Below are 21,646 nucleotides of genomic sequence, written 5' to 3'. Positions count from 1 at the left end.
ATAGGACAAGCCGACACAGAAGAACAATATAAGCTCCTCTATGATATTCGGCTTTGGTTGCCCGATTTGAGGCTATTTGGGCTATTTTTCAATACTGTTTCTATATTATATTTTAATTTTTAACGATTGTTCAAATATTCTGGCGAGTTTAATTAACGCCAATTGCTATCTTATTAAATAACAGTTTATGGATATAGTATCTCACTTTAGACAGAAAAAACGTACACAATCAGTGAGCATACGTAAGCTATAGTCAGTTCAATATCATCTCGATACAAAGAAACCGAGTGCAAGTTATACATTAGTATGCTTAGCGAGGATGAAGATGTAGCGGATTTATATAGGCTTGACTATATCTGCTATAACTCGCCTGAGAACTGATAGCGATCACCCGCATGCCACATCTTTACAAAGGTAACGACTTGGCCAGCCGAATAGGTCTGCCGACGCAACACAAGCGTTGGTGACTGCGGCGCAATTTGCAAAAACTCAGCAATCTCATCAGGGGCTGCCAATGCTCGGATGGTATAGCTTCCACTCTCTAGAGGACTTTTGGCAATCAAGTAATCACTGGTATTGACTACACTAAAATCCTGATCGATAAACTTCGGTACTTTTTTGGCATCGACCCAGCGTTCTTCAAACTGTATGGGCTGACCATCGGCAAAGTGAATGATTTTTACTTCATACAAGACAGCTTCATCACTAGCATCTGTCTGAGCAATCGCGTTTACAGACGTAGCCCCTTCATCAATTGTAGCCCCTTCATCAATACCAAACTTACGACGCAGCTCATTATCGAGCATATCAGCCGTAATAGCACGCTTACTCACGACCTGTGCTTCATAATCACGATTGGCAGACTTTAAATCCTCAGCGATGTTGCGTACCTCAACAAAGGTATGATTGAACTGCTGCTGCGCGACAAACGTGCCCGACCCTTGTCGACGCTCTAACACCCGCTCCTCGCTCAGCTCTTTTAGCGCACGGTTGACTGTCATCCTTGACACACCAAACTCTTCAGCCAATGCCATTTCTGTCGAAATCGCGTTGCCCGCTTGCCACTTACCAGAATGAATATTGTCTAGTATGGCGTTTTTTATGCGTTGATACGCCGGAATCGTCTTTGTCATATCCGCCTTTGACCGTCAGTTTTGCTAATAGGAATGACCACATAATATCACGAGACCACCGTGCAAGCCTTAGTCAAAATGTCTGAGCGTTCAGTATTAACTAGGGCGCTTTTCAACTCACTCGATGTTATCTAAACCGGCTGAGTTAATCACAAAAATAATCAGCTCACGAAAAAAAACCTTGCATGAAAAAAGTATCTTTGATAATTTGTATATACAACTTTACAGCGGTGCTAGAAAATTTGTTTTATCGATTCGATATTTTTATGAATTTAGATGAATACTTAATAGTAGATAAATACTTAGTAAATGAATATCTAGACTGACTGTAAGACACTTACTTTAATGACTTTATCGCCCTATTCGCTATCACAAGGATATGATCATGACTACTGACAACGGAACCAACAAAGAAACTAAGCTGACTCGCCGCGATGAGAGCCGTAATATTGCTGCGCCTACCGGTAGCACGCTACATTGCAAAAGTTGGCTGACCGAAGCCCCTTATCGCATGTTGCAAAACAACCTGCATCCTGATGTGGCAGAAAACCCAAAAAGCCTAGTCGTGTACGGTGGTATCGGACGCGCAGCCCGTAACTGGGAAAGCTATGACCAAATCTTAGAGTCGCTAAAAGAGTTAGAAGATGACGAGACATTACTAGTGCAATCTGGCAAACCAGTAGGCGTGTTTCAAACACATGAAAATGCCCCGCGTGTTTTGATTGCCAACTCCAACCTTGTACCGCGCTGGGCGACGTGGGAGCACTTCAACGAGTTAGATCGCAAAGACCTATTTATGTACGGTCAAATGACTGCTGGTAGCTGGATTTATATCGGTACGCAAGGCATCGTCCAAGGTACGTATGAGACTTTTGTGGAAGCAGGTCGTCAGCATTATGATGGTAGCTGGGCGGGTCGTTGGATTTTGACCGCCGGTCTGGGCGGTATGGGCGGCGCGCAGCCACTAGCTGCTACCTTTGCAGGTGCGACTTCACTAAACATCGAGTGTCAGCAATCTAGCATCGATTTCCGTTTGCGTACTGGTTATATCGACAAGCAAGCAGACGATCTTGACCACGCTTATGAGCTAATCAAACAACATACGGACGCTGGCGAAGCTGTCTCTATCGCCCTACTTGGTAATGCCGCAGATATCTTACCTGAGATGGTCAAGCGTGCTAACGCTGGTGGCATGAAACCCGATTTGGTCACCGACCAGACCTCAGCGCATGACTTGATCAATGGCTATCTACCAAGCGGTTGGACGGTCGAAGAATGGAAAGCTGCTCAGGAAGATCCAGAGCAACATGCAGCACTGACCAAAGCCGCTGCTCAGTCTTGTGCCGTACACGTACAAGCGATTTTAGACTTGCAAGCGATGGACATTCCAGCGACTGATTACGGTAACAACATCCGTCAGGTCGCTTTTGATGAAGGGGTCAAAGATGCCTTCAACTTCCCAGGTTTTGTCCCTGCATATATTCGTCCGCTATTTTGCCAAGGTAAAGGTCCTTTCCGCTGGGTAGCGCTATCGGGTGATCCAGAAGATATCTATAAGACTGATCAAAAAATCAAAGAGCTATTCCCTGAAAATAAACATATTCATCGCTGGTTAGATATGGCAAAAGAGCGTATTCAATTCCAAGGCTTGCCTGCTCGTATCTGCTGGTTAGGGCTTGGTGAGCGTGACAAAGCAGGCTTAGCATTTAATGAAATGGTCAAAAACGGCGAGCTAAAGGGCCCAATCGTCATTGGTCGTGATCACTTAGACACGGGTTCTGTCGCTAGTCCAAACCGCGAAACAGAGAGCATGAAAGATGGTTCGGATGCGGTATCTGATTGGGCGCTATTGAACGGTATGCTGAACGTGGCAGGCGGCGCGACGTGGGTATCACTACATCATGGCGGCGGCGTTGGCATGGGCTACTCGCAGCACTCAGGTATGGTCATCGTCGCAGACGGTACGGACGCTGCAGCCAAACGCTTATCGCGAGTACTGGTCAATGACTGCGGCTCAGGTGTGATGCGCCATGCAGATGCAGGTTATGAGTTGGCGATTAAAACAGCGAAAGACTATGGTCTAAATCTGCCAATGATCAAATAATTCGAATCATTTTACTTTATAAAAATAAATAGCCAGATAACTATGCAACTAGGATTACCCCTATGAACAATATCAAACAACTAACCCTACATCCTCGCCAGCTTAGCTTTAAGATGCTACGTGATATCTACGATCAGCCTGTCATATTGACACTACCTGAGAGTGCTTATGAGGCGATAGATGCCTCGCACGAAGATGTACGTACCATCATTGCACGAGACAAAAGCGCTTATGGTATCAATACTGGCTTTGGCCTCTTAGCAAAGACGCGTATCAGTGACGACCAACTTGAGCTACTTCAGCGCAACCTAATCGTTTCTCACTCAGTGGGCACGGGTGAAGCTCTCCCTGCAGGCGTGGTACGACTAATTATGGTGATGAAAGTTGCCAGTCTGGCGCAAGGCGTTTCCGGCGTACGCCGCGAGGTGGTAGATAGTTTACTTGGCTTAATCAACAACCAAATCACACCCAATATCCCAGCCAAAGGTTCAGTTGGAGCATCTGGTGACTTAGCGCCATTATCACATATGACGCTGGCGATGATGGGTGAAGGCGATGTGTTTGTTGAAGGTAAAAAAGTACCTGCGGCTGACGCCCTAGCCCAGCATGGACTTGAACCTATTACTCTTGCAGCCAAAGAAGGCCTTGCGCTTATCAACGGTACGCAAGTCTCAACTGCTCTAGCGTTACGGGGTTATTTCTTAGCGCGTGACTTGCTTGAGACTGCGACCATTGTCGGCTCACTGTCGATTGATGCTGCAAAAGGCTCGGACTCACCATTTGATGCACGTATTCACGAAGTACGTGGCCATCATGGTCAAATCGAAATCGCCAAAGCACATCGTCAACTCATCAAAGGCAGTGCTATCCGTGCCTCACATGACGGCGAGCAAGACGATAGAGTGCAAGACCCTTACTGCCTACGCTGTCAGCCGCAGGTCATGGGCGCCTGTCTCGATATCATCAACCAAGCAGGAAAAACGCTACTCATCGAATCAAATGCGGTAACAGACAACCCACTAATCTTTAATAACGAAGATGGGCCAGTTGCTATATCAGGTGGTAACTTCCATGCTGAGCCAGTGGCTTTTGCCGCGGATATTCTAGCCTTAGCAATCGCCGAGATTGGTTCTATGTCTGAGCGCCGTGTGGCCTTGCTGATCGATGCGACTCTGTCTGGTGGCTTACCGCCATTCTTGGTTGATAATGCTGGAGTCAACTCAGGCTTTATGATTGCTCATGTGACCGCCGCAGCACTGGCCTCAGAAAACAAATCTATCGCCCATCCTGGTAGCGTCGATAGTATCCCGACTTCTGCCAACCAAGAAGACCATGTGTCTATGGCCACCTATTGCGCACGCCGCCTATACGAGATGGTGCAAAACACCGCCACTATTATCGGTATTGAGCTGCTCGCCGCTGGTCAAGGTATCGACTTCCATCGTGGCCTAGATACCTCAGAGCCGTTGACAGTCGCGCATCAGAAATTACGTGAGAAAGTGACTTTCTATGATAAAGATCGATACCTCGCCCCTGATATCGAAGCGGCCAAACAGTTGGTATTAGACGGTACGCTTGCCGAACATTGGCAGTCACTACGCAGCGATTGGTACGAGTCTAAATAAAGATCAATAAGCGGAGAGCAGCGATGACCATAGCGAGAACAGCAGAAACGACTACCACACGCATTAGCCATACACCTGCTGATATGACCCAGTGGACAGGGCGTGCAGAGCCATTTGAGACTACGCGTGCCCGCTATTGGTACCAGCTTTCTCTGCCTTACGAAGATCAAAATATTGGGCTAATTGGTTTTGCCTGTGATCAAGGCGTCAGACGCAATCAAGGCCGCGTAGGTGCTAGAGCTGCCCCGCCATTGATTCGTCGAGCCTTTGCTACGCTGCCAGTCATCGCTGATTTACAACAACGTTTTGATGGACAGTTATCAACCTTATTGGGTGATGCTGGTGACATTCATTGTGATGATAATGATGGCTTTGCCGACAGCTCTCTTGAGCAAGCTCAACTCAAATATGCCAATGCAGCGAGTACAATCGTTAATCAAGGTGGTCTACCCATCGGACTTGGCGGTGGTCATGCCATCGCTTATGGTAGTTTTCTGGGATTATGGCAGGCGTTGAAAGAAACAAATGATACGACTGTCAGCACATCCGCAGCACCGACAATCGGAATTATTAATTTTGACGCGCATTTGGATATTCGTCAGTCGGATGTGGCGACTTCTGGGACACCTTTTCGTCAAATTGCTGAGCACCTTGATGCACACGATCAGCCTTTTCACTATTGCTGTATTGGCGTCAGTCGCTTTTCTAATACGGCGGCGCTTTTCGATCGCGCTGAGCAGTTGGGCGTACAGGTCATTAGTGATGAAGACTGTCATTATCAGCCTTGGCAAATACTTGCCGAGCGGGTCAAAAGCTTTGTAGATCAGGTCGATATTATATATTTAACCATCGATATGGACTGCTTGCCATCTAGTGTCGTGCCGGGTGTAAGCGCACCTGCCGCCTTTGGTATTGAGCTGGGTTTTGTTGAGCGCATGGTAAAAACCATCATGACATCAGGCAAAGTAAAAATGGCAGACATTGCTGAGATTAATCCTACCTTTGATATTGACAGTCGTAGCTGCAAAGTTGCTGCTCGCTTACTAGCGACTATTGTAGAGCAGCACTTACTTAGCGCTTAGATCTTGCCAACAAAGGTCTCTGACTCCACAATAATTAGGAGCATATTATGAATGCACCAGAAAATTTTAACGAGCAGACGCTCGACGAGTCTACTATGACATCATTTGACCACATCATCATCAACGCCAATATTGCGACTTTTTCAGAGCAGCATAGTTTTGGTATTTATGCCGACAATCAAGCTAATAGCATCCCATATGGTCAGCTAGAGAACGCGGCTATCGGTATTAAAAACGGCAACATCGCTTGGATTGGTACACAGGGGCAAGTCACTGCTTATTTGCCTAAATATCAAGATAGCCAAATCACAGATGTAGATGGTAAGTGGATAACTCCAGGGCTTATCGACTGTCATACGCATATCGTTTATGGTGGCAACCGTAGCAATGAGTTCGAAGCGCGATTGCAAGGCGCTAGCTATCAAGACATTGCAGCACAGGGCGGCGGTATTGTCGCGACGGTCAGTGCTACCCGCGCTGCCAGTATTGAATCGCTATTTGCACAAAGTGAAAAACGCTTAATCGCACTTATGAAAGAAGGCGTTACCAGTATCGAAATCAAGTCTGGCTATGGCTTGGACTTAGACACGGAGCGCAAAATGCTCACGGTCGCTCGCCAACTGGGTGAAAAATACGACATTCATGTCAGTACCACTTATCTAGCAGCGCATGCCTTGCCACCTGAGTATAAAAATCGTGCGGACGATTATATTGAGCAAGTTTGCGAGTGGCTGCCAATTCTGCATTCAGAAGGTTTGGTCGATGCAGTCGATGGTTTCTGTGAAAACATTGCGTTTAGTAGCGATCAAATCAGACGAGTCTTTGAGGTCGCGCGCTCATTAGATGTACCAGTCAAACTGCACTCTGAGCAGCTGTCTGATATAGGTGGTAGTGCCTTAGTTGCTGAATATAAAGGACTATCGAGCGATCATCTAGAGCATTTGTCAGAAGAAGATATCAAAAAAATGGCCGCTAGCAATACCGTTGCCGTGATATTGCCAGGGGCATTTTATACGCTACGTGACACCAAGTTGCCACCGATTGAGGCATTACGTAAACATCAAGTTCCTATGGCTATTTCAACCGATTGTAATCCTGGCACCTCACCGTTAACGTCGCTGTTATTGACGATGAATATGGGCTGTACGCTATTTTACCTCACGCCTGAAGAAGTATTGGCAGGCTCAACCGTTTATGCAGCACAAGCGTTAGGGCTACCTAACAAAGGCAGAATAGAAGTGGGCTACGATGCTGATTTAGCGCTATGGGATATTGCTCGTCCTGCTGACTTGGCCTATCAGATGGGGCTAAACCCTATCCAAGGCATTATGGTTCAAGGACAATGGCGCGACACAATATAATCAACCTACCTTCATTTATCATCATTAAAAGAAGCCCCAGTCATTAAATGATTGGGGCTTCTTTTGGTAGAAAGGCTGCAAATTTTATGAAATTGAAGAAAAAAAACTTCATAACCTCACTTTAAATAGGGATTTACTATATCAATATTATTAGTAAGGATTTACAATACCCTTTTTTAAACAGGGTTATTTTTGGCTAACTATAGTTCATAAATAAAAATTAACAAACAGTATAGAGAAAGCGATATGCGTACAGATTCATTTCAGCAGATACTGGAAGACTTAAACAGTTCATCAGCAGATGTTGAGGCATCTGCGCTAATCTCTAACGATGGTCTTATGATTGCTTCAGCTCTACCAACCGGCGTGGATGAAGATCGCGTGGGTGCTATGTCAGCAGCATTATTATCATTAGGTGACCGTGCAGGTCGCGAGTTGGCGCGCGGTAGTATTGATCGCATTATGATTCAAGGCGAGAAAGGCTACGTCATCATGACCTCATCAGGCGATGAAGCCGTACTTACCATCATGGCAAAACCCAACGCCAAGCTTGGCTTGATATTCCTAGATATTAAGCGCGCCTCAGAAGCGTTGGCAAAGCTCATTTGATTGGCGACTGCTTATCGAACTTATCAGCTTTTTAATCACTAAAAACATAGTCGGTTCAATATAATTTGAATATAAGAAAACTGGGTGAAAGCACCACTAGTAGTAGGCTAAGCAAGGCTGACACCGTATCCAATTTATAGAGGATTGACGATATAACGATCAACGAAGGAGATGACCATGGGTTCTCCAATCCCTGATGCACACAAACCCGATATGCCTGCTGAGCAAATCACGATGACTTATCATGATGGCACGTCACGGACTGTCTATGATACTGGTATAGAGCGCCCCTACCCAGACGGTAAGCTGATTGTCTCGCGTACCAATCTCGACGGTATCATCACTCACGTCAACGATGCCTTTATCGAAATCAGTGGCTATCATGTAGATGAATTGATTGGCCAACAGCACTATATTTTGCGTCATCCTGATATGCCAAAAGCTGCCTATAAAGACTTATGGAGTACGGCTGAGTCTGGACAAAAATGGCATGGCTATGTCAAAAATTTATGCAAAGACGGAAGTCATTATTGGGTCTATGCCACGGTCGTGCCCAATGTTCGCCGCGGCGAAACCGTTGGCTACACCTCAGTACGCCGCAAGCCATCACGCAGCAAAATTGAAGCGGCGATGACTCAATATGCCCAAATGAAACAAGATGAGGAAGGCTAAGTCATGACGACACACAATATGTTAATCGCCCCTGATTTCTCGCCTGATCGCTTTGCAGGCTGGCACATGTTCAACACCTTGATTCAAAAACGTGCCAACTTAAACATGCATCTCAATATTCCTGCCTCTCACGCTGAGCAAGAGCAGGTCATTGATGCTGGTGACATTCAAATTATTTACGCTAACCCTTTTGATGCAGCCACTCTCATCCGAGAGCAAGGCTATCGAGCCATTGCCCGACCTATCGGTAAATCTGACGAGATGGTCATTGCAGCCGCAGCCAACAGCGCTATTAGCCGTTTGGAAGACATTCAAGCAGGGGCTACTGTCGCGATGGCCGATAACCGAGATGTCAAACTGATTGGTTTGCGATTGCTAGAAGCCGTCGATATAGAAGCCTCTGATCTCAACTGGGATGTGACCGAGACCTATCAAGCGGCTGCCCGCAAAGTCATTGAAGGTGAAGCCCAAGTCGCATTTTTCTTGGCAGAAATATTTCATAGCTTCTCACGTTTGACCAAGACTCAGCTATCGGTACTTATCGAAAGTGACTTGGCTGATATCAGTCATGTACTCCTTGTTAAAGAAGACTTTCCCGATTCGCAAATCTTCCTAGAGGCCATCCTCAATTTGCATAACGATGCAGATGGTAAAGAAGCCTTGGCTGAGCTTGGCATGCCTCAAGGATTTGAGCCAATGAGCGAAGAAGATGCCGAATTTATGATTGATTTGATGCAGACATTATTGGATTAGTCGCTCAATCATTGTATTGATAGCAAGCGCTATTTCTCTGGATTACATCATCGCTTGTCGTATGACATTATTATCACTGAAGCCAGCACCGTCGTAATAATAGCGATGACAGGAGGGTATTATTATGTCTGATTCAGACCTGATCAAAGAAAACGAAAGAGTCGCGCACCGAGTATTTCGGTTTTACTCTCGTAAAGTATTTTTGGCACCCAATAACCGTCACTTCCATGAGCAGCGCATCAACGCAGCGTTACTGTTGACGGAGAAAGAGCCGCTACAAGGTGCAGTGGCTGACTTTTTTTATGGTTGCTGGTTTGATATACCATACGATGTAAACAACCTATTTACTCGTATTAAAGATCGTTTGTATCCTCATGTCCAGCAAGGCTTTCGCGAGTGCATTGATAAAAAAAGATACATCCAGCGCAATAGTATGTTGGCCACTCGTTGGAGTGTGCTGATATCTCCTTCTCTCAATGAGCAAAAGCAACGGCTGCGTATCAGCAGCGACGATGCCCGAGAAATCGCTAAAGACATCACCACTGAGCTGATGCAAGCGCGTGAGGACGAAGACTGGGGTACGATCGAGCAAATCGAAAATGAGTTTTTTGCCCATTGTACGGCGCGCAATGATCGCCTTGCGTTTTCGCTGGTATGGTTCCGCTTGGGTAGAAGTGATTGGCAGTTCGATGCGCGTTGGGACAACTGCCAACAACATCTCGATCAAACTATAGTCAAATCCATATAAATCCACTACGTCGTCATCTTCACTAAGCATACTAATGTATAACTTACGCTCGGTTTCCTTGTATCGAAATTATTTGAACTCAACGATATAAAAGCCTAATTTGTTACTTATTAATCACTTTTATCATAATGGTAGTTACTATGTCTTCTTACTTAAATGCTGATAAAACCTATCTCACCCTGACGCCAGCTGGTATTTTTGAGGCGTTTTCACAGAACGAACCAACTGATGAGCAGCTGGCATTACAGGATTTGCTGTCTTATGATCAGACGCTGCTTGCTGCTGACTGGCTTCAGCGTTATTCTGATGACTGGCTACAGAGTTTTATCGAACAAGGCTGGATTGAAAAGCTGTCGCTGTTTTTACCAGCGCCTAACTTACCATTGGACCAGTTTTTGCCTTATGTCGTGGCGAGCTTGTCTGGTAAACGCCGAGCCGCGATCGGCTCTGATGAAGGATTTTGTTTAGCGCGAGTGGGCTATAGTCAAGAAGAGGCGGACATGCTCAGTGTTGCCGCCGCTGATTTTTCAGGCTTTATGCTTCGCCAAAAACAGCGCGGCTGGGCGGTAGAGAGTCAGGCAATCTCGTTTTTTCAACAGGTTGATCTGCTCATTCCTGAGACCAGCTTTGTATTTTTATGGATAGATAATGCAGGATACGTTCTCATCATCGATGGCGAACCTTTGACCAACAGTCGTGCTTTTGTCGAGCTAGTATGGGCCCTTAAAACGTCTGGATTGAGATTTCTTAACTAAGGAGGTTTCTTAACTGACTTAATTCATTCCACTGTATCGTCTGATTTGATGCCTAATCTCAATCTTTTACGCGAGCATAAGCAGTGTGCTTAGCTAAAATCAAGCGTACCGCTTATTCTCAGATAAATCTTTTTCGTACCATTTTTATCTATATCACTCTTTGATATCAGCCAACTCTACGCAGCAATAACAATACTCTCAGAATTAACAATAACTTGTTAGAATTTAGGTCATACTCTTCTCATACACTTAGGTATTTTCTTGCCACAACTTAAGTTGCCACAAATCTCTAATTATTCAAACATCTATACAGCTTCCAACATTTTAATTATCTTTTCCAACGTCGTACCCTACCGAAATCGGCAACTCCTGCCAAACCTTGCATTCTTGCTTATTTTTTAGGACAGTTTATGACTTCGCTGACCACTGTGCGCGTGCGTTATCAAACGATTGAAATTGGCAACACCGACATTCATATTTGTACTTTGCGTGATAATCAACAATTTAGCGACCCTGATGACGAAGCGTTAAATTTGGGCATCTGCTCTGCTTCTTGGCCGATGTTTGGGGTGATATGGCCTTCAAGCTTGGTGCTGGCCAATCATATGCTTGATTACGATATTGCAGGCAAACGTATCTTGGAAGTTGGCTGCGGTATGGCGCTCTCTAGTCTGCTATTGAATCATAGGCATGCGGACATCACAGCGACTGACTATCATCCAACGGTTGAGTATTTCCTTGATAGGAATACCACGCTGAATAATAACAAAGAGATTAATTTTGAGCGTTTAGACTGGGCAGAGGACAATAGCCATCTTGGTAAGTTTGATATGATTATCGGTAGTGACTTACTCTATGAAGACCAACACATTGATATATTAGCTGAGTTCATTGACCGTCATGCTATGCCGACTTGCGAGGTCATCGTGGTCGATCCTGGTCGCGGTCGCAAAAACAAGCTAACCAATAAGATGACTGAGTTTGGCTTTAGTAGTAAGCATGTAAAACCTGAAAATACGACTTACCTAGACTTGCCATTTAAAGGGCATATTCTGACGTTTTCACGTGATGAGACTGCTCAAGGTAAATAAAGATACTCAGCAGTTTTATAGTAAGTTTCTTATACCTCGTCATCGTTAACTATATCACTACTGAATACCTTGCCACTGCTGCCGAGTAATTTTGTATAGCACATGCTCAGCAAGTCGATGATCGCGGTCAAGCATCGGGTGATAGAAGTTTTCTTGTGTATTGGTCATACCAAGGCGCTCCATAATCAATTGTGAGCGTTTATTGATAACAGCCGTAAAGGCAACGACTTCATCTAGTCCTAATGTATCAAACGCAAAATTCAATGAAGCCCCTGCCGCCTCTGTCGCATACCCTAATCCCCAATAATCATTATGTAGCCGCCAAGCAATCTCGACAGCAGGAGAAAACGGCATCTCGGCATTCGCGTTATTTAACCCAACCATACCGATAAAAGTATCTGTTTCTTTTAGACTCACCGCCCAAAAACCCCACCCATTATCATCAATCAGCGACTGGCATTTTTTGGCGATAGTATTACTCATGGAAGTAGTTAATAACTTAGGAAAGTATTCCATTACCTTAGGATCAGCATTCATTTCAGCGAATGGCGCAAAGTCGCTCGCTTGCCACTGTCGTAGGTACAGTCGTTCGGTTTCTATCGTATTTATAATTTTATTCTCTCGCATTTCGTTGTTCAAAATGAATACTGTTCAAATAAATTAAATTAATAAGGCTAGCTATCAAGCCAGCCTTGTTGTTTGGCAAATGCTAGCTGCTCAGGCGTATCAATATCGTAGCTGAGTTGGTCATTATCGACCTCACCTACTTGATCAGCAGGCAACCCTCTAATGAGATGACGAAGCCCTTTATCTCCTATTAACTCTGGCTGCCACTGTCTAAGCAATTTATAGTTAATTGTTAAAGGTAGACCTATAATATCAGTTACCGTTTCATCCAGATACTGATGTTTTTCTAAACGTTGCCAACTGTGATAGCGACTGGCTACTACCGTCTGTTTGCCCGCTAGCAAAGCGGTTAAATGTGGTTCATCTAATAATACTTGATCGACTCCCATGATGAGCACTCGTTCGATTGAAGTTGATTCAATAGCAGAAATTGTCTCAATACCCAGACTTAAACTATCCGCCATACCAGTATCAGCTTGTGAGTTCACCACTATCTGAACCGTTGGATATTGATTGGCCAACGCTGTAATCGCACTAGCAATCAAACGATGGTTATCAGGAATGACAACGACGATGGCTTGCGGATTGGTAGTCAATGTCAGTCGGATCATATAAGTAACTAGTGGCTCGCCATTCTTAACGAGTAGTTGTTTTGGTTGACCGAGACGCTGACTGAGGCCACTTGCCAAGATGATGACCGTATGATTTTGACTCTGCTTCTCAGTACTTTCTGTATGTTCAGTACCTTCTGTAAATGCACCCTTACTCATACGCCACTCTGGACAGTATTGGCATCCGTATCACTACTCACCGCTAGGATACTTGGAAAGTTATTTTGTGAGCCACCTAATAATGCAGTTTGACTGTGCATGACCGCATTTATCTGTGCCATGATACCAAGTGCCAATGCTTCAGGACCGTCTCCACCAAGCTTATAACCAATCGGATAATGCAATTTACGGATACCAGCTTTTAAAATAGTAGGATTGCTAATATTCATGCTGATTTCATCAATCAAGCGTTCAGTACGATAGCGCGGCCCCAATTGCCCTAAGTATTTATAATTGTTTGCATGCTCGAGCAGTATTGCTAGACGAGCACGATCTTGACTCAAGCTGTGTGACATCAGAGCGACGGCTGCGTTATTACTGAGCTCAAGCAAACTCTCACGTTCATCTAAAGATAGCGACATCACAACGTCCGCTTGAGGAAACCGCATACGTGTCGCATATTGCGCGCGGCTATCTATAACTGTCACATGCCAATCTTGTAGCTTGGCCATGGTTACAAGCGGCATCACGTCGTTACCTGCGCCGCAAATCAATAGACGCAATTGTGGTTGCAGGCGTTGTACAAGCCACTCTGTATTTACCTCACCGTTTTCCACTATCACATATTCGGCATTTTTATCAGACAGCTTATATTGTGCTAACTCTTCTACAGTACTGGCAAGTATGCTTGAAAGAGCTGTTTTCCCTAGTGCAGAAACACTTCCCAAACTGCGGTACTCATCTAAATTAACTCTCATCCCAATATGAAATTTATCACTGTTTTGCGTTATAGAATCTTGATGCTGATAGTCGTTAGCACGAATTAAAGTCGCTACAGTAATCGGCTGCTGAGTGCGTCGAACATTACGGATTGTCTCTAACAATGGCGTTGCTGTCGTTAGTCGCTCAAACAATACATACACTCGTCCATTACAGCCCAATCCAAAATTTAGCTCATCAAAGTCCGCTTCATCTAAACCGCCATCTAAACCGTTATCCGATCCATCATATATATCAGAGTTAGTTCGCTTCACACCTGCTTGCGCTTGGCCATCGTCAGCATATTGAATGTCATCACCCGTCTGATAGACTTGCACATTGGCACCGTTACGAGTAAGCCAAAAGGCACGTTTGATAATATGCGGCTCCAAGCAACCACCACTAATCATCCCAACTGAGCGACCATCCTCACAGATAAGCATCATCGCGCCAGCACGGCGATATGCTGAGCCTTCAGTACGTACGACCGTTGCCAATACAGCATCAATACCTTGTTGCTTAGCTTTGATTGCCAGCTTAAGAATGTCAGCGACCTGATTCATAACACCCCTTATTTGGTAGTTATTTTCTTAATAATGACGAAATATACTGCTGATTAAGTTATAAAAACCCGCTCATTAAGCGGGTTCCTGTCATACATATGGCTTAAAAAATTACTCTGGCATCTCATAAAGCAATTTATCAAGCGTAATCGGAAAATCATAAACACGTACGCCGACGGCATTATAGATAGCATTAGCAATCGCGGCGGCAGCACCAGCAATAGCCGTCTCACCAATACCTTTGATATGCATCGGGTTGGTATAAGGATCATCCTCTTCAACCAATATCACATCTAGCTGTGGTACGTCGGCATTGACTGGCACATGGTACTCAGCGAGGTCATGGTTACATAGACGACCGTCACGTTTGTCGTGGATGACCTCTTCCATCAACGCTGAACCAATACCAAACACCATGCCGCCATAGCATTGCGAAGTCGCTGTTTTATGGTTAAGAATACGACCTGCGGCGAATGCGCCTGTCATACGTTTTACTCGAATTTCACCAGTGAATTTATGCACGGCTACTTCAGCAAAGTTCGCACCAAACGAAGACTGACGATACTTTTTACCATTTTTTCCTGGTTTTATCTGTCCTTTGGCACTAACTTTTTGATCCTCATAGCCTGCGATCACGTCAGCAAGCGCATATGATTCTGAATTTTTAAAATCATATTTCTCTGATTCTGACTGTTCTTCTAATACATTTTCTGAAAATGTGACTCCTGTAGTTTTTGATATTTTATCAATAGTGCTATCGGCAAACGCTTGACCGTTCTCTTTGGCTGCCTCTACCGCAGTCAGATCATGCTTACCTACTTGCTTAATTTGACCGTTATCTAGCTGAATCGTATCAGGGTACAGGCCAACTTTTTCTGCTAGCATCTCACGCAGCTGCTCACAAGCGAGGTAGACACTGCTACCTGCACTCGCAGCGCCCCAACTACCACCGGAACCTGATGCAGGTGGTAAGGCACTATCACCTAGTTTCATCTCGATATGATCAATGGGTAGTCCTAGTAAATCTGCAGCTACCTGAGAAAACACCGTATAAGACCCTGTACCGATATCTGTCATATCTGTCTCAATAACTGCTTTAACACCGAGCGCTTTTGACTTATCGATTTGCAAAGTTGCGCGCGCTTCAGAAGACTGTAACTGATTACCACGTGCGGCAGCAGCCATGCCCGTTCCTATCCACCAGTCGCCTTCTAATTGACTGGCAGGCTTTGTGTTACGCTGACTCCAACCAAACTGCTCAGCACCTTGCTCCATACAGGCAATTAGCTGGCGCGTCGAAAACGGAATGTCTTTACTAGGGTCTTTTTCTGGTTCATTACGGCGGCGCAGCTCTATAGGATCAAGGTCCAATTGCGCAGCCAATTCATCCATCGCACACTCAACAGCAATCATACCGACCGCTTCGCCAGGTGCACGCATAGAGCCTGATAGCACTTGGTTCATATCAACCATTTCATAATTTACACGGCGGTTTTTACCACTGTATAGATAGTGCGTAGACAAGGCAGTTGGCTCAAAGAACGCCTCGTCTGGCAAATTGCTAGAAATGGTATCGTGAATCAACGTATCGATAACACCATTTTTATCGCAGCCAATTGCAATGCGCTGACGAGTGTTTGAGCGTCTGACTGTCGCTTCCATCACTTGTGGACGCGTCATGGTAATCAATACCGGACGTCCAAGCTCTTTTGAAGCGATAGCAGCGGCAATAGATTCGGGGGCAATACCAAGCTTGCTACCAAACCCACCACCGACATAGTGCGCGATCAACTGAACTTGATCTTTGTTTAAGTTTAGCGCATCCATGACTTGCTGCTTACAAGACGCTAGCATTTGATTTGCCGTATAAAGAACGAGCTTATCCCCTTCCCAATGTGCCAATGTCGCATGTGGCTCCATCGCAGAGCTGTTTTGGCTTGGCGTATGATAGAAACGATCAAGCGTCACCTCAGCATCAGCCAATCCTTGCTCAGGATCGCCTTGGACATAATTTTTGTCAGAGCCTTTTTTCTCATCAACTTCATGGGCGTTAGACAACTCTTTGGTAAAATTTAATGCCGCTTGGTCAGTCTCGTTTTTATAAGTGACTTTAAGCGCGTTCGCCCCTTCTGTTGCTGCTTCAAAGGTTTCAGCGATGACCACCGCAATAGGCTGACCATGATAAAAAATCTCAGTCGCTCCCTGCTTTGGTGCTTTTTTTAATCCGCCTTGCTGAGAGTTACGCAAAAAGTGCTTGGGATCTGTCACGACCTTGATAATATTAGGAATGCCGTCCAAAGAACTGCTATCGATATTCTGGACTTGTCCTTTAGCAATAGTCGCACCGACCAAGACACCATACGCTTTATTGTCTAAATGGATTTCGGCACTATAATGCGCTTGACCACTAACCTTTAGCGAGCCGTCAACACGGTTAATTGGCTTACCAACCAGTTTACTCGCTGTTGTGCTAAACAAAGACTCAACAGGTTCATCCATGGTCATTTTTTTGGTCGGTTCTGACTGAGTGATTGATTCAAATAATGACATGATTATGCTCCCTCGCTCGCTAATGCGCGCTGAATAACTTGTTTTAGTAGGCGACGCGTCAACGGTATTTTAAAGTCGTTCTGACCATTACCTTTGGCATCATGCAATAATAGATCAGCGGCCTGCGCGATAACGTCATTATTGCCATCGGTACCCGTTAACAGTGCCTCAACCGCTTCGTTACGCCATGGTTCAGTACCGATACCACCAAATGCCAATCGTACCGTTTTCAGATTGCCGCTATCATTAGCGTCTATCACTGCAGCACAGGACACAAGCGCAAATGCATAAGAGGCGCGATCGCGAACTTTGTCATAGGTGTGCATACCTTTGATAGGCGCAGGTAATACAACATGAGTGATTAACTCGCCTGCCTCTAATACGTTTTCGATATGCGGCGTATCTTTTGGTAAGCAATAAAAGTCTTTTACATTGATAGAACGAGTCGATCCGTCAGCTTTAACTGTCTCGATAGTGGCATCCAGCAAGCGCATCGCCACTGCCATGTCAGATGGATGCTGAGCAATACAAGCGTCGCTCGTACCTAGGATAGCCAGCGTACGGTTCTCGCCATTGATAGCTGGACAACCTGTTCCCGGTTCACGCTTGTTGCAAGCGCTGTCTGTCTGGTAAAAATAATAACAACGTGTGCGCTGCAAGAAATTACCGCCAGTCGTTGCTTTATTACGCAACTGACCAGTCGCTCCTGCCAAAATCGCTCGGGATAATACTGGATAATTGGCAATAACCTCAGGATGCGCTGCCAAATCACTATTGGTCACAAGCGTACCGATACGCAAACCACCGTCAGCAGTGGTTTCGACTTGCTCTAATTCTAAACGGGTAATATCGACCAATTTAATTGGCGTTTCAATCTCTAATTTCATCAAGTCTAACAAGTTGGTACCGCCTGCGATAAAAGACGCATCCTCAGTACTGGCAGATATTGCCGCTTGCTCTGGTGCATCAGCACGACTGTATTCAAAGCGTTTCATGAGCGGCCTCCTGTTGTAGCAGTTGCTGTCTTGGTATTCGCTGAGGTCTTACCAAGTTGCGCCTCGCTCGGTGGTGGTGACCAGATACCTGTCACGCTTGAGTTTTGCACTGCGTTGTCTGTTGTTTGAGTACTAGATTCTGATACTTGACTCTCTGAAATTTGACTTTCAAGCACTTGTGAAATGGCTTTAATAATATTGGGATAAGCAGAGCAGCGACAGATGTTACCGCTCATGCGCTCAGCGATTTCTTGTACAAGGCGACCATCAGGATTTTTTAAGTCTGTGCTGACATGGCTTGGCCAGTTTTGCTTTACTTCCTCTATCAATGCGGTCGCTGAGCAAATCTGACCAGGCGTGCAATACCCGCACTGAAAAGCATCATTGTCCTTAAACGCTTGCTGCAATGCCGATAACGACTCTGGCATTCCGATGCCTTCAATTGTTGTGATGTCATCACCATCATGCATAACAGCGAGTGTCAGACAGGAATTAACCCGTCGTCCATTGATGAGCATGGTACAAGCCCCGCATTGACCATGGTCGCAGCCTTTTTTGGGTCCAGTAATTTGTAGGTGCTGACGACAGACGTCGAGCAGTGTCGTACGAGCGTCAAGATTTTCAAGCTGATAATCTTGCTTGTTGATTGTTAAGGTCAAAGTAGACATGCTGGCTTCTCGCTGGCAGATGAATATAATGGAATGGTGAAATACGCGTCAAAATGACAGCGTCAATAAATTTATTATGACGTATGAAAAAAGTTGTTTTGTTTTTACTTTGTAGGGATTCCAGTGTAGTTTCTAATCTGCGAGAGTATCGAAATGTTAGCGCTGCTAATAGGTGGTATATTTTTTATCCTCAGTTTTTAACGTTATTTCAAAGGAAGTCTCGAAAAAAAGCCCCATAAACAGTCAGTTTATGAGGCTCTTAAATAGACTTTTTACATATGGTATTCAGTAGATATGTCTATCAAAAATGTCATTTACTTAGCTGACAACTGGCTATGCCTTCGTGATAATTGTTTCTTCATCAAAGCGTGATTTTGGTAGTTCAGCGTTAAAGTCCTCTTTACTACGATAACCAAGCGAAACGACCGCCACAGCAGTATAGCCCTTGCTATGTAAATCAAACTCTTCATCAAGTGCCTTTAAATCAGCCCCTTCCATTGGCACCGCATCAATATCCAAAGTCGCAGCCCCTAGTAGCAAAGCGCCCATATTGAGATACAATTGCTCTATCAACCAATGTGGCTCGTCTTTTTGCTCATAACGACGAATGTCCAAAAACATTTTACGCGTCTGATGCATTTGCTCTTTAAATTTTGGCTCTGCAAAACGACCATCTGCATCTTCTTTTTCTAATATGTCATCCAAAAACTCATCATCTGCATAGACACGGCTACAGAATACAATGACGTGCGAGGCACCTTTTACTTTGGCATCGTTGAACTCGTACATGCCCTCCGTGCCTTTTGCGATTCGGGCTTTACCAGCTTCATCATCAGCAATGACAAAATGCCAAGGCTGAATGTTGGTACTCGAAGGACTGAGGCGCAAAATATCCTTTAGACTTTGGAAATCTTCTGCTGAGATTTTCTTATTGGTATCAAACTCTTTTGTGCTGTAGCGCCAGTTCATTGCTTCAGTGATATTTTTCATCTGTGACTCCATTATTGATATTAATTTTTATTCTTGCTTAGAATTTTTCTTTTTCAATTATCATTTCAACGAAGCCACTTTAAATAAAAAGCTATTTTATGACCATGCCTGCTTGGTTAAGTATTCGTAGGTTTTGTTATGACTGAGTCAGCGTATTGCAAAAACGCCTACTTTCTTATTAGTAATGGTTACAATTACGCTACCGAATTGGCGACGCCGACTGCGCAGACTACATTGTAATCACTTAGTCATTCTCTTAGTATGAACTGACTTGATATATGGTAACTAGTTATAGTTGTCTGATAACTAGGTATATCTGCTTGATTCCAACTGATATGCCACTATCTATATATCCCAAACAAAACATACATAATAATACCCGTGAGGAAATATGAGCACATCAGAAAAACCACTCCGAATAGATATCGTCTCAGACGTCGTCTGCCCTTGGTGCGTTATCGGTTATCGCCAATTGGCAGCAGCACTTGAGCAAACCAATACCGCTCACACTATCCACTGGCATCCGTTTGAGCTAAACCCAAATATGCCAAGCGAAGGTCAAAATCTACGTGAGCACATCATCGAGAAGTATGGCTCTACTAAGCAAGAATCAGATGCTAGCCGAGTCAGAATGACTGAAGCTGGACAGGAAGTTGGCTTTGAATTTAATTTCAATGATGACACACGTATGCATAACACATTTAATTTGCATCAGCTGCTACATTTCGCTGATCAACAAGGCCGTATGCATGAGCTAAAGCAAGCCTTGTTTGCCGCGCACTTCACCAATAACAGAGATATCTCCGATATCAACGTGCTTGCCGATATTGCAGCAGAGACTGGGCTTGATCGTAGTGAATCATTAGCAGTGTTAGAAGGTCAATTCTTTGCAAAAGAAGTACGAGCAGAAGAGCAGCATTGGCAACAGCAAGGCATCCAAAGTGTACCAGCGATTATCTTTAATGAGCGTCATCTGGTCAGCGGTGCTCAAGGGGTCGAGAACTACATCAGTATTTTAGAGCAATTGGCCAACATGACTGAGTAAACCACCTGACGTTATAAAAATGTCATTCTATAAAAGGATGCTTTATGTCTTCTGAACGCTTTCCCTTGATTATTGTGTTTGACGTCAATGAAACATTGCTCGATATCGACACGCTAACGCCTTTATTCACGCGCGTCTTTGGTAAGCAAAGAGTACTAAGAGAATGGTTCGCTCAACTGGTACTGTACTCGCAGACTATGACATTGTCTGGCCTCTATACACCTTTTGGTGAGCTTGGCGTTGGGGCGTTGCGAATGGTTGCTGATATCAGACAAGTGACTTTGACAGACGACGATATCAATGAGCTCAAAGAAAGAATGAGCGCGTTGCCGGCGCATCCTGATGCTGCACCAGCACTGACTCGTTTGCGCGATGCAGGGTTTCGACTGGTCACGCTGACCAATTCAGCAAGCAGTGCGTCCCCAACGCCATTAGAAAAAGCAGGTCTCAGCCAATTCTTTGAGCAGCACTTTAGTATTGAGACTGTTGGCAAGTTCAAGCCAGCACCTGATGCTTATCAACTGGTGGCTGATACGCTAGCCGTTGATACGTCAGATTTATGCCTTGTCGCCTGTCATCTCTGGGATACCATAGGCGCGCAGGCAGCAGGTTGTCGCGGTGCATTTTTGACCCGTCCCTATAATGCTATGCTGAACGCGCCCAATGTACCAGTTCCTAATTTGACCGCATCAGATTTATCGACACTAGCGGATCTAATCATTAGCAAAAAAAGTGCTTGATACATT

20 protein-coding genes are annotated in these 21,646 nt (G+C 44.8%); 12 read left to right on the top strand and 8 right to left on the bottom strand.

Annotated elements, in window-relative coordinates; all coding sequences use genetic code 11:
- Window positions 1-359: 359 nt before the first annotated feature.
- Window positions 360-1,133 (bottom strand): UTRA domain-containing protein, encoded by a 774-nt coding sequence (locus JMX91_RS06430; RefSeq protein ID WP_201548182.1) that lies wholly within the window; start codon window positions 1,131-1,133, stop codon window positions 360-362.
- 385 nt (window positions 1,134-1,518) lie between these two features.
- On the opposite strand from JMX91_RS06430, the gene hutU reads away from it, so the two are divergent.
- The 10 genes from hutU (at window position 1,519) to JMX91_RS06380 (ending at window position 11,933) form a co-directional block, all read left to right on the top strand.
- Window positions 1,519-3,237, top strand: a complete 1,719-nt coding sequence (hutU, locus tag JMX91_RS06425) for a urocanate hydratase (protein WP_227679305.1) — start codon at window positions 1,519-1,521, stop codon at window positions 3,235-3,237.
- A gap of 62 nt (window positions 3,238-3,299) precedes the next feature.
- Window positions 3,300-4,862 (top strand): histidine ammonia-lyase, encoded by a 1,563-nt coding sequence (gene hutH, locus JMX91_RS06420; RefSeq protein WP_201548181.1) that lies wholly within the window; start codon window positions 3,300-3,302, stop codon window positions 4,860-4,862.
- A gap of 23 nt (window positions 4,863-4,885) precedes the next feature.
- Window positions 4,886-5,944, top strand: a complete 1,059-nt coding sequence (hutG, locus tag JMX91_RS06415) for a formimidoylglutamase (protein WP_201548180.1) — start codon at window positions 4,886-4,888, stop codon at window positions 5,942-5,944.
- 47 nt (window positions 5,945-5,991) lie between these two features.
- Window positions 5,992-7,305: an imidazolonepropionase gene (gene hutI, locus JMX91_RS06410; protein ID WP_201548179.1), complete on the top strand. Its 1,314-nt coding sequence runs from the start codon at window positions 5,992-5,994 to the stop codon at window positions 7,303-7,305.
- 246 nt (window positions 7,306-7,551) lie between these two features.
- Entirely contained in the window at window positions 7,552-7,914 is a 363-nt protein-coding gene (locus JMX91_RS06405; RefSeq protein ID WP_010201036.1) for a roadblock/LC7 domain-containing protein, read from the top strand.
- A gap of 177 nt (window positions 7,915-8,091) precedes the next feature.
- The gene (locus JMX91_RS06400; protein WP_201548178.1) at window positions 8,092-8,586 is read left to right on the top strand and encodes a PAS domain-containing protein; all 495 of its coding nucleotides are present in this window, start codon (window positions 8,092-8,094) and stop codon (window positions 8,584-8,586) included.
- A 3-nt stretch (window positions 8,587-8,589) separates the two neighbouring features.
- On the top strand, window positions 8,590-9,339 hold the full coding sequence (locus tag JMX91_RS06395; RefSeq protein ID WP_201548177.1) for a PhnD/SsuA/transferrin family substrate-binding protein: 750 nt from the start codon (window positions 8,590-8,592) through the stop codon (window positions 9,337-9,339).
- Between the two features lie 124 nt (window positions 9,340-9,463).
- Entirely contained in the window at window positions 9,464-10,087 is a 624-nt protein-coding gene (locus tag JMX91_RS06390) for a hypothetical protein (protein ID WP_165598499.1), read from the top strand.
- Between the two features lie 140 nt (window positions 10,088-10,227).
- Window positions 10,228-10,842 (top strand): hypothetical protein, encoded by a 615-nt coding sequence (locus JMX91_RS06385; RefSeq protein ID WP_201548176.1) that lies wholly within the window; start codon window positions 10,228-10,230, stop codon window positions 10,840-10,842.
- A gap of 410 nt (window positions 10,843-11,252) precedes the next feature.
- Window positions 11,253-11,933, top strand: coding sequence for a class I SAM-dependent methyltransferase (locus JMX91_RS06380; RefSeq protein WP_201548175.1), 681 nt, complete (start codon window positions 11,253-11,255; stop codon window positions 11,931-11,933).
- A gap of 57 nt (window positions 11,934-11,990) precedes the next feature.
- On the opposite strand, the gene JMX91_RS06375 is transcribed toward JMX91_RS06380, so the two are convergent.
- The 7 genes from JMX91_RS06375 to nfsB all read right to left on the bottom strand — a co-directional run bounded on the left by JMX91_RS06375 (window position 11,991) and on the right by nfsB (window position 19,855).
- On the bottom strand, window positions 11,991-12,560 hold the full coding sequence (locus tag JMX91_RS06375; RefSeq protein ID WP_201548174.1) for a GNAT family N-acetyltransferase: 570 nt from the start codon (window positions 12,558-12,560) through the stop codon (window positions 11,991-11,993).
- 47 nt (window positions 12,561-12,607) lie between these two features.
- Window positions 12,608-13,330: a nucleotidyltransferase family protein gene (locus tag JMX91_RS06370; RefSeq protein WP_201548173.1), complete on the bottom strand. Its 723-nt coding sequence runs from the start codon at window positions 13,328-13,330 to the stop codon at window positions 12,608-12,610.
- Complete coding sequence (locus JMX91_RS06365; protein WP_201548172.1) at window positions 13,327-14,652, bottom strand: XdhC family protein; 1,326 nt, start codon at window positions 14,650-14,652, stop codon at window positions 13,327-13,329. Before JMX91_RS06365 ends, JMX91_RS06370 begins: the two co-directional genes overlap by 4 nt.
- 111 nt (window positions 14,653-14,763) lie before the next feature.
- Window positions 14,764-17,202, bottom strand: coding sequence for a xanthine dehydrogenase family protein molybdopterin-binding subunit (locus tag JMX91_RS06360; RefSeq protein ID WP_201548171.1), 2,439 nt, complete (start codon window positions 17,200-17,202; stop codon window positions 14,764-14,766).
- Window positions 17,203-17,204: 2 nt separating this feature from the next.
- Window positions 17,205-18,197, bottom strand: coding sequence for an FAD binding domain-containing protein (locus JMX91_RS06355; RefSeq protein WP_201548170.1), 993 nt, complete (start codon window positions 18,195-18,197; stop codon window positions 17,205-17,207).
- Window positions 18,194-18,865 carry a 2Fe-2S iron-sulfur cluster-binding protein gene (locus JMX91_RS06350; RefSeq protein ID WP_201548169.1) on the bottom strand — a complete coding sequence of 224 codons (672 nt, stop codon included), beginning with the start codon at window positions 18,863-18,865 and terminating at the stop codon, window positions 18,194-18,196. The genes JMX91_RS06355 and JMX91_RS06350 overlap by 4 nt, the downstream gene beginning before the upstream one ends.
- A gap of 333 nt (window positions 18,866-19,198) precedes the next feature.
- Entirely contained in the window at window positions 19,199-19,855 is a 657-nt protein-coding gene (nfsB, locus tag JMX91_RS06345; protein WP_201548168.1) for an oxygen-insensitive NAD(P)H nitroreductase, read from the bottom strand.
- A gap of 391 nt (window positions 19,856-20,246) precedes the next feature.
- Between nfsB and JMX91_RS06340 the strand changes: the two genes are divergently transcribed.
- Both JMX91_RS06340 and JMX91_RS06335 read left to right on the top strand, forming a co-directional pair.
- A complete protein-coding gene (locus tag JMX91_RS06340; RefSeq protein ID WP_057761286.1) occupies window positions 20,247-20,900 on the top strand; it encodes a DsbA family protein in 654 nt (217 codons plus the stop codon).
- A 44-nt stretch (window positions 20,901-20,944) separates the two neighbouring features.
- Window positions 20,945-21,640 (top strand): haloacid dehalogenase type II, encoded by a 696-nt coding sequence (locus JMX91_RS06335; RefSeq protein ID WP_201548167.1) that lies wholly within the window; start codon window positions 20,945-20,947, stop codon window positions 21,638-21,640.
- The last annotated feature ends 6 nt before the right edge of the window (window positions 21,641-21,646 follow it).

This window comes from Psychrobacter sp. Pi2-1, from assembly GCF_904846645.1.
Classification (GTDB): Bacteria; Pseudomonadota; Gammaproteobacteria; order Pseudomonadales; family Moraxellaceae; genus Psychrobacter.
This window is presented reverse-complemented; position numbering and strand designations above follow the sequence as displayed.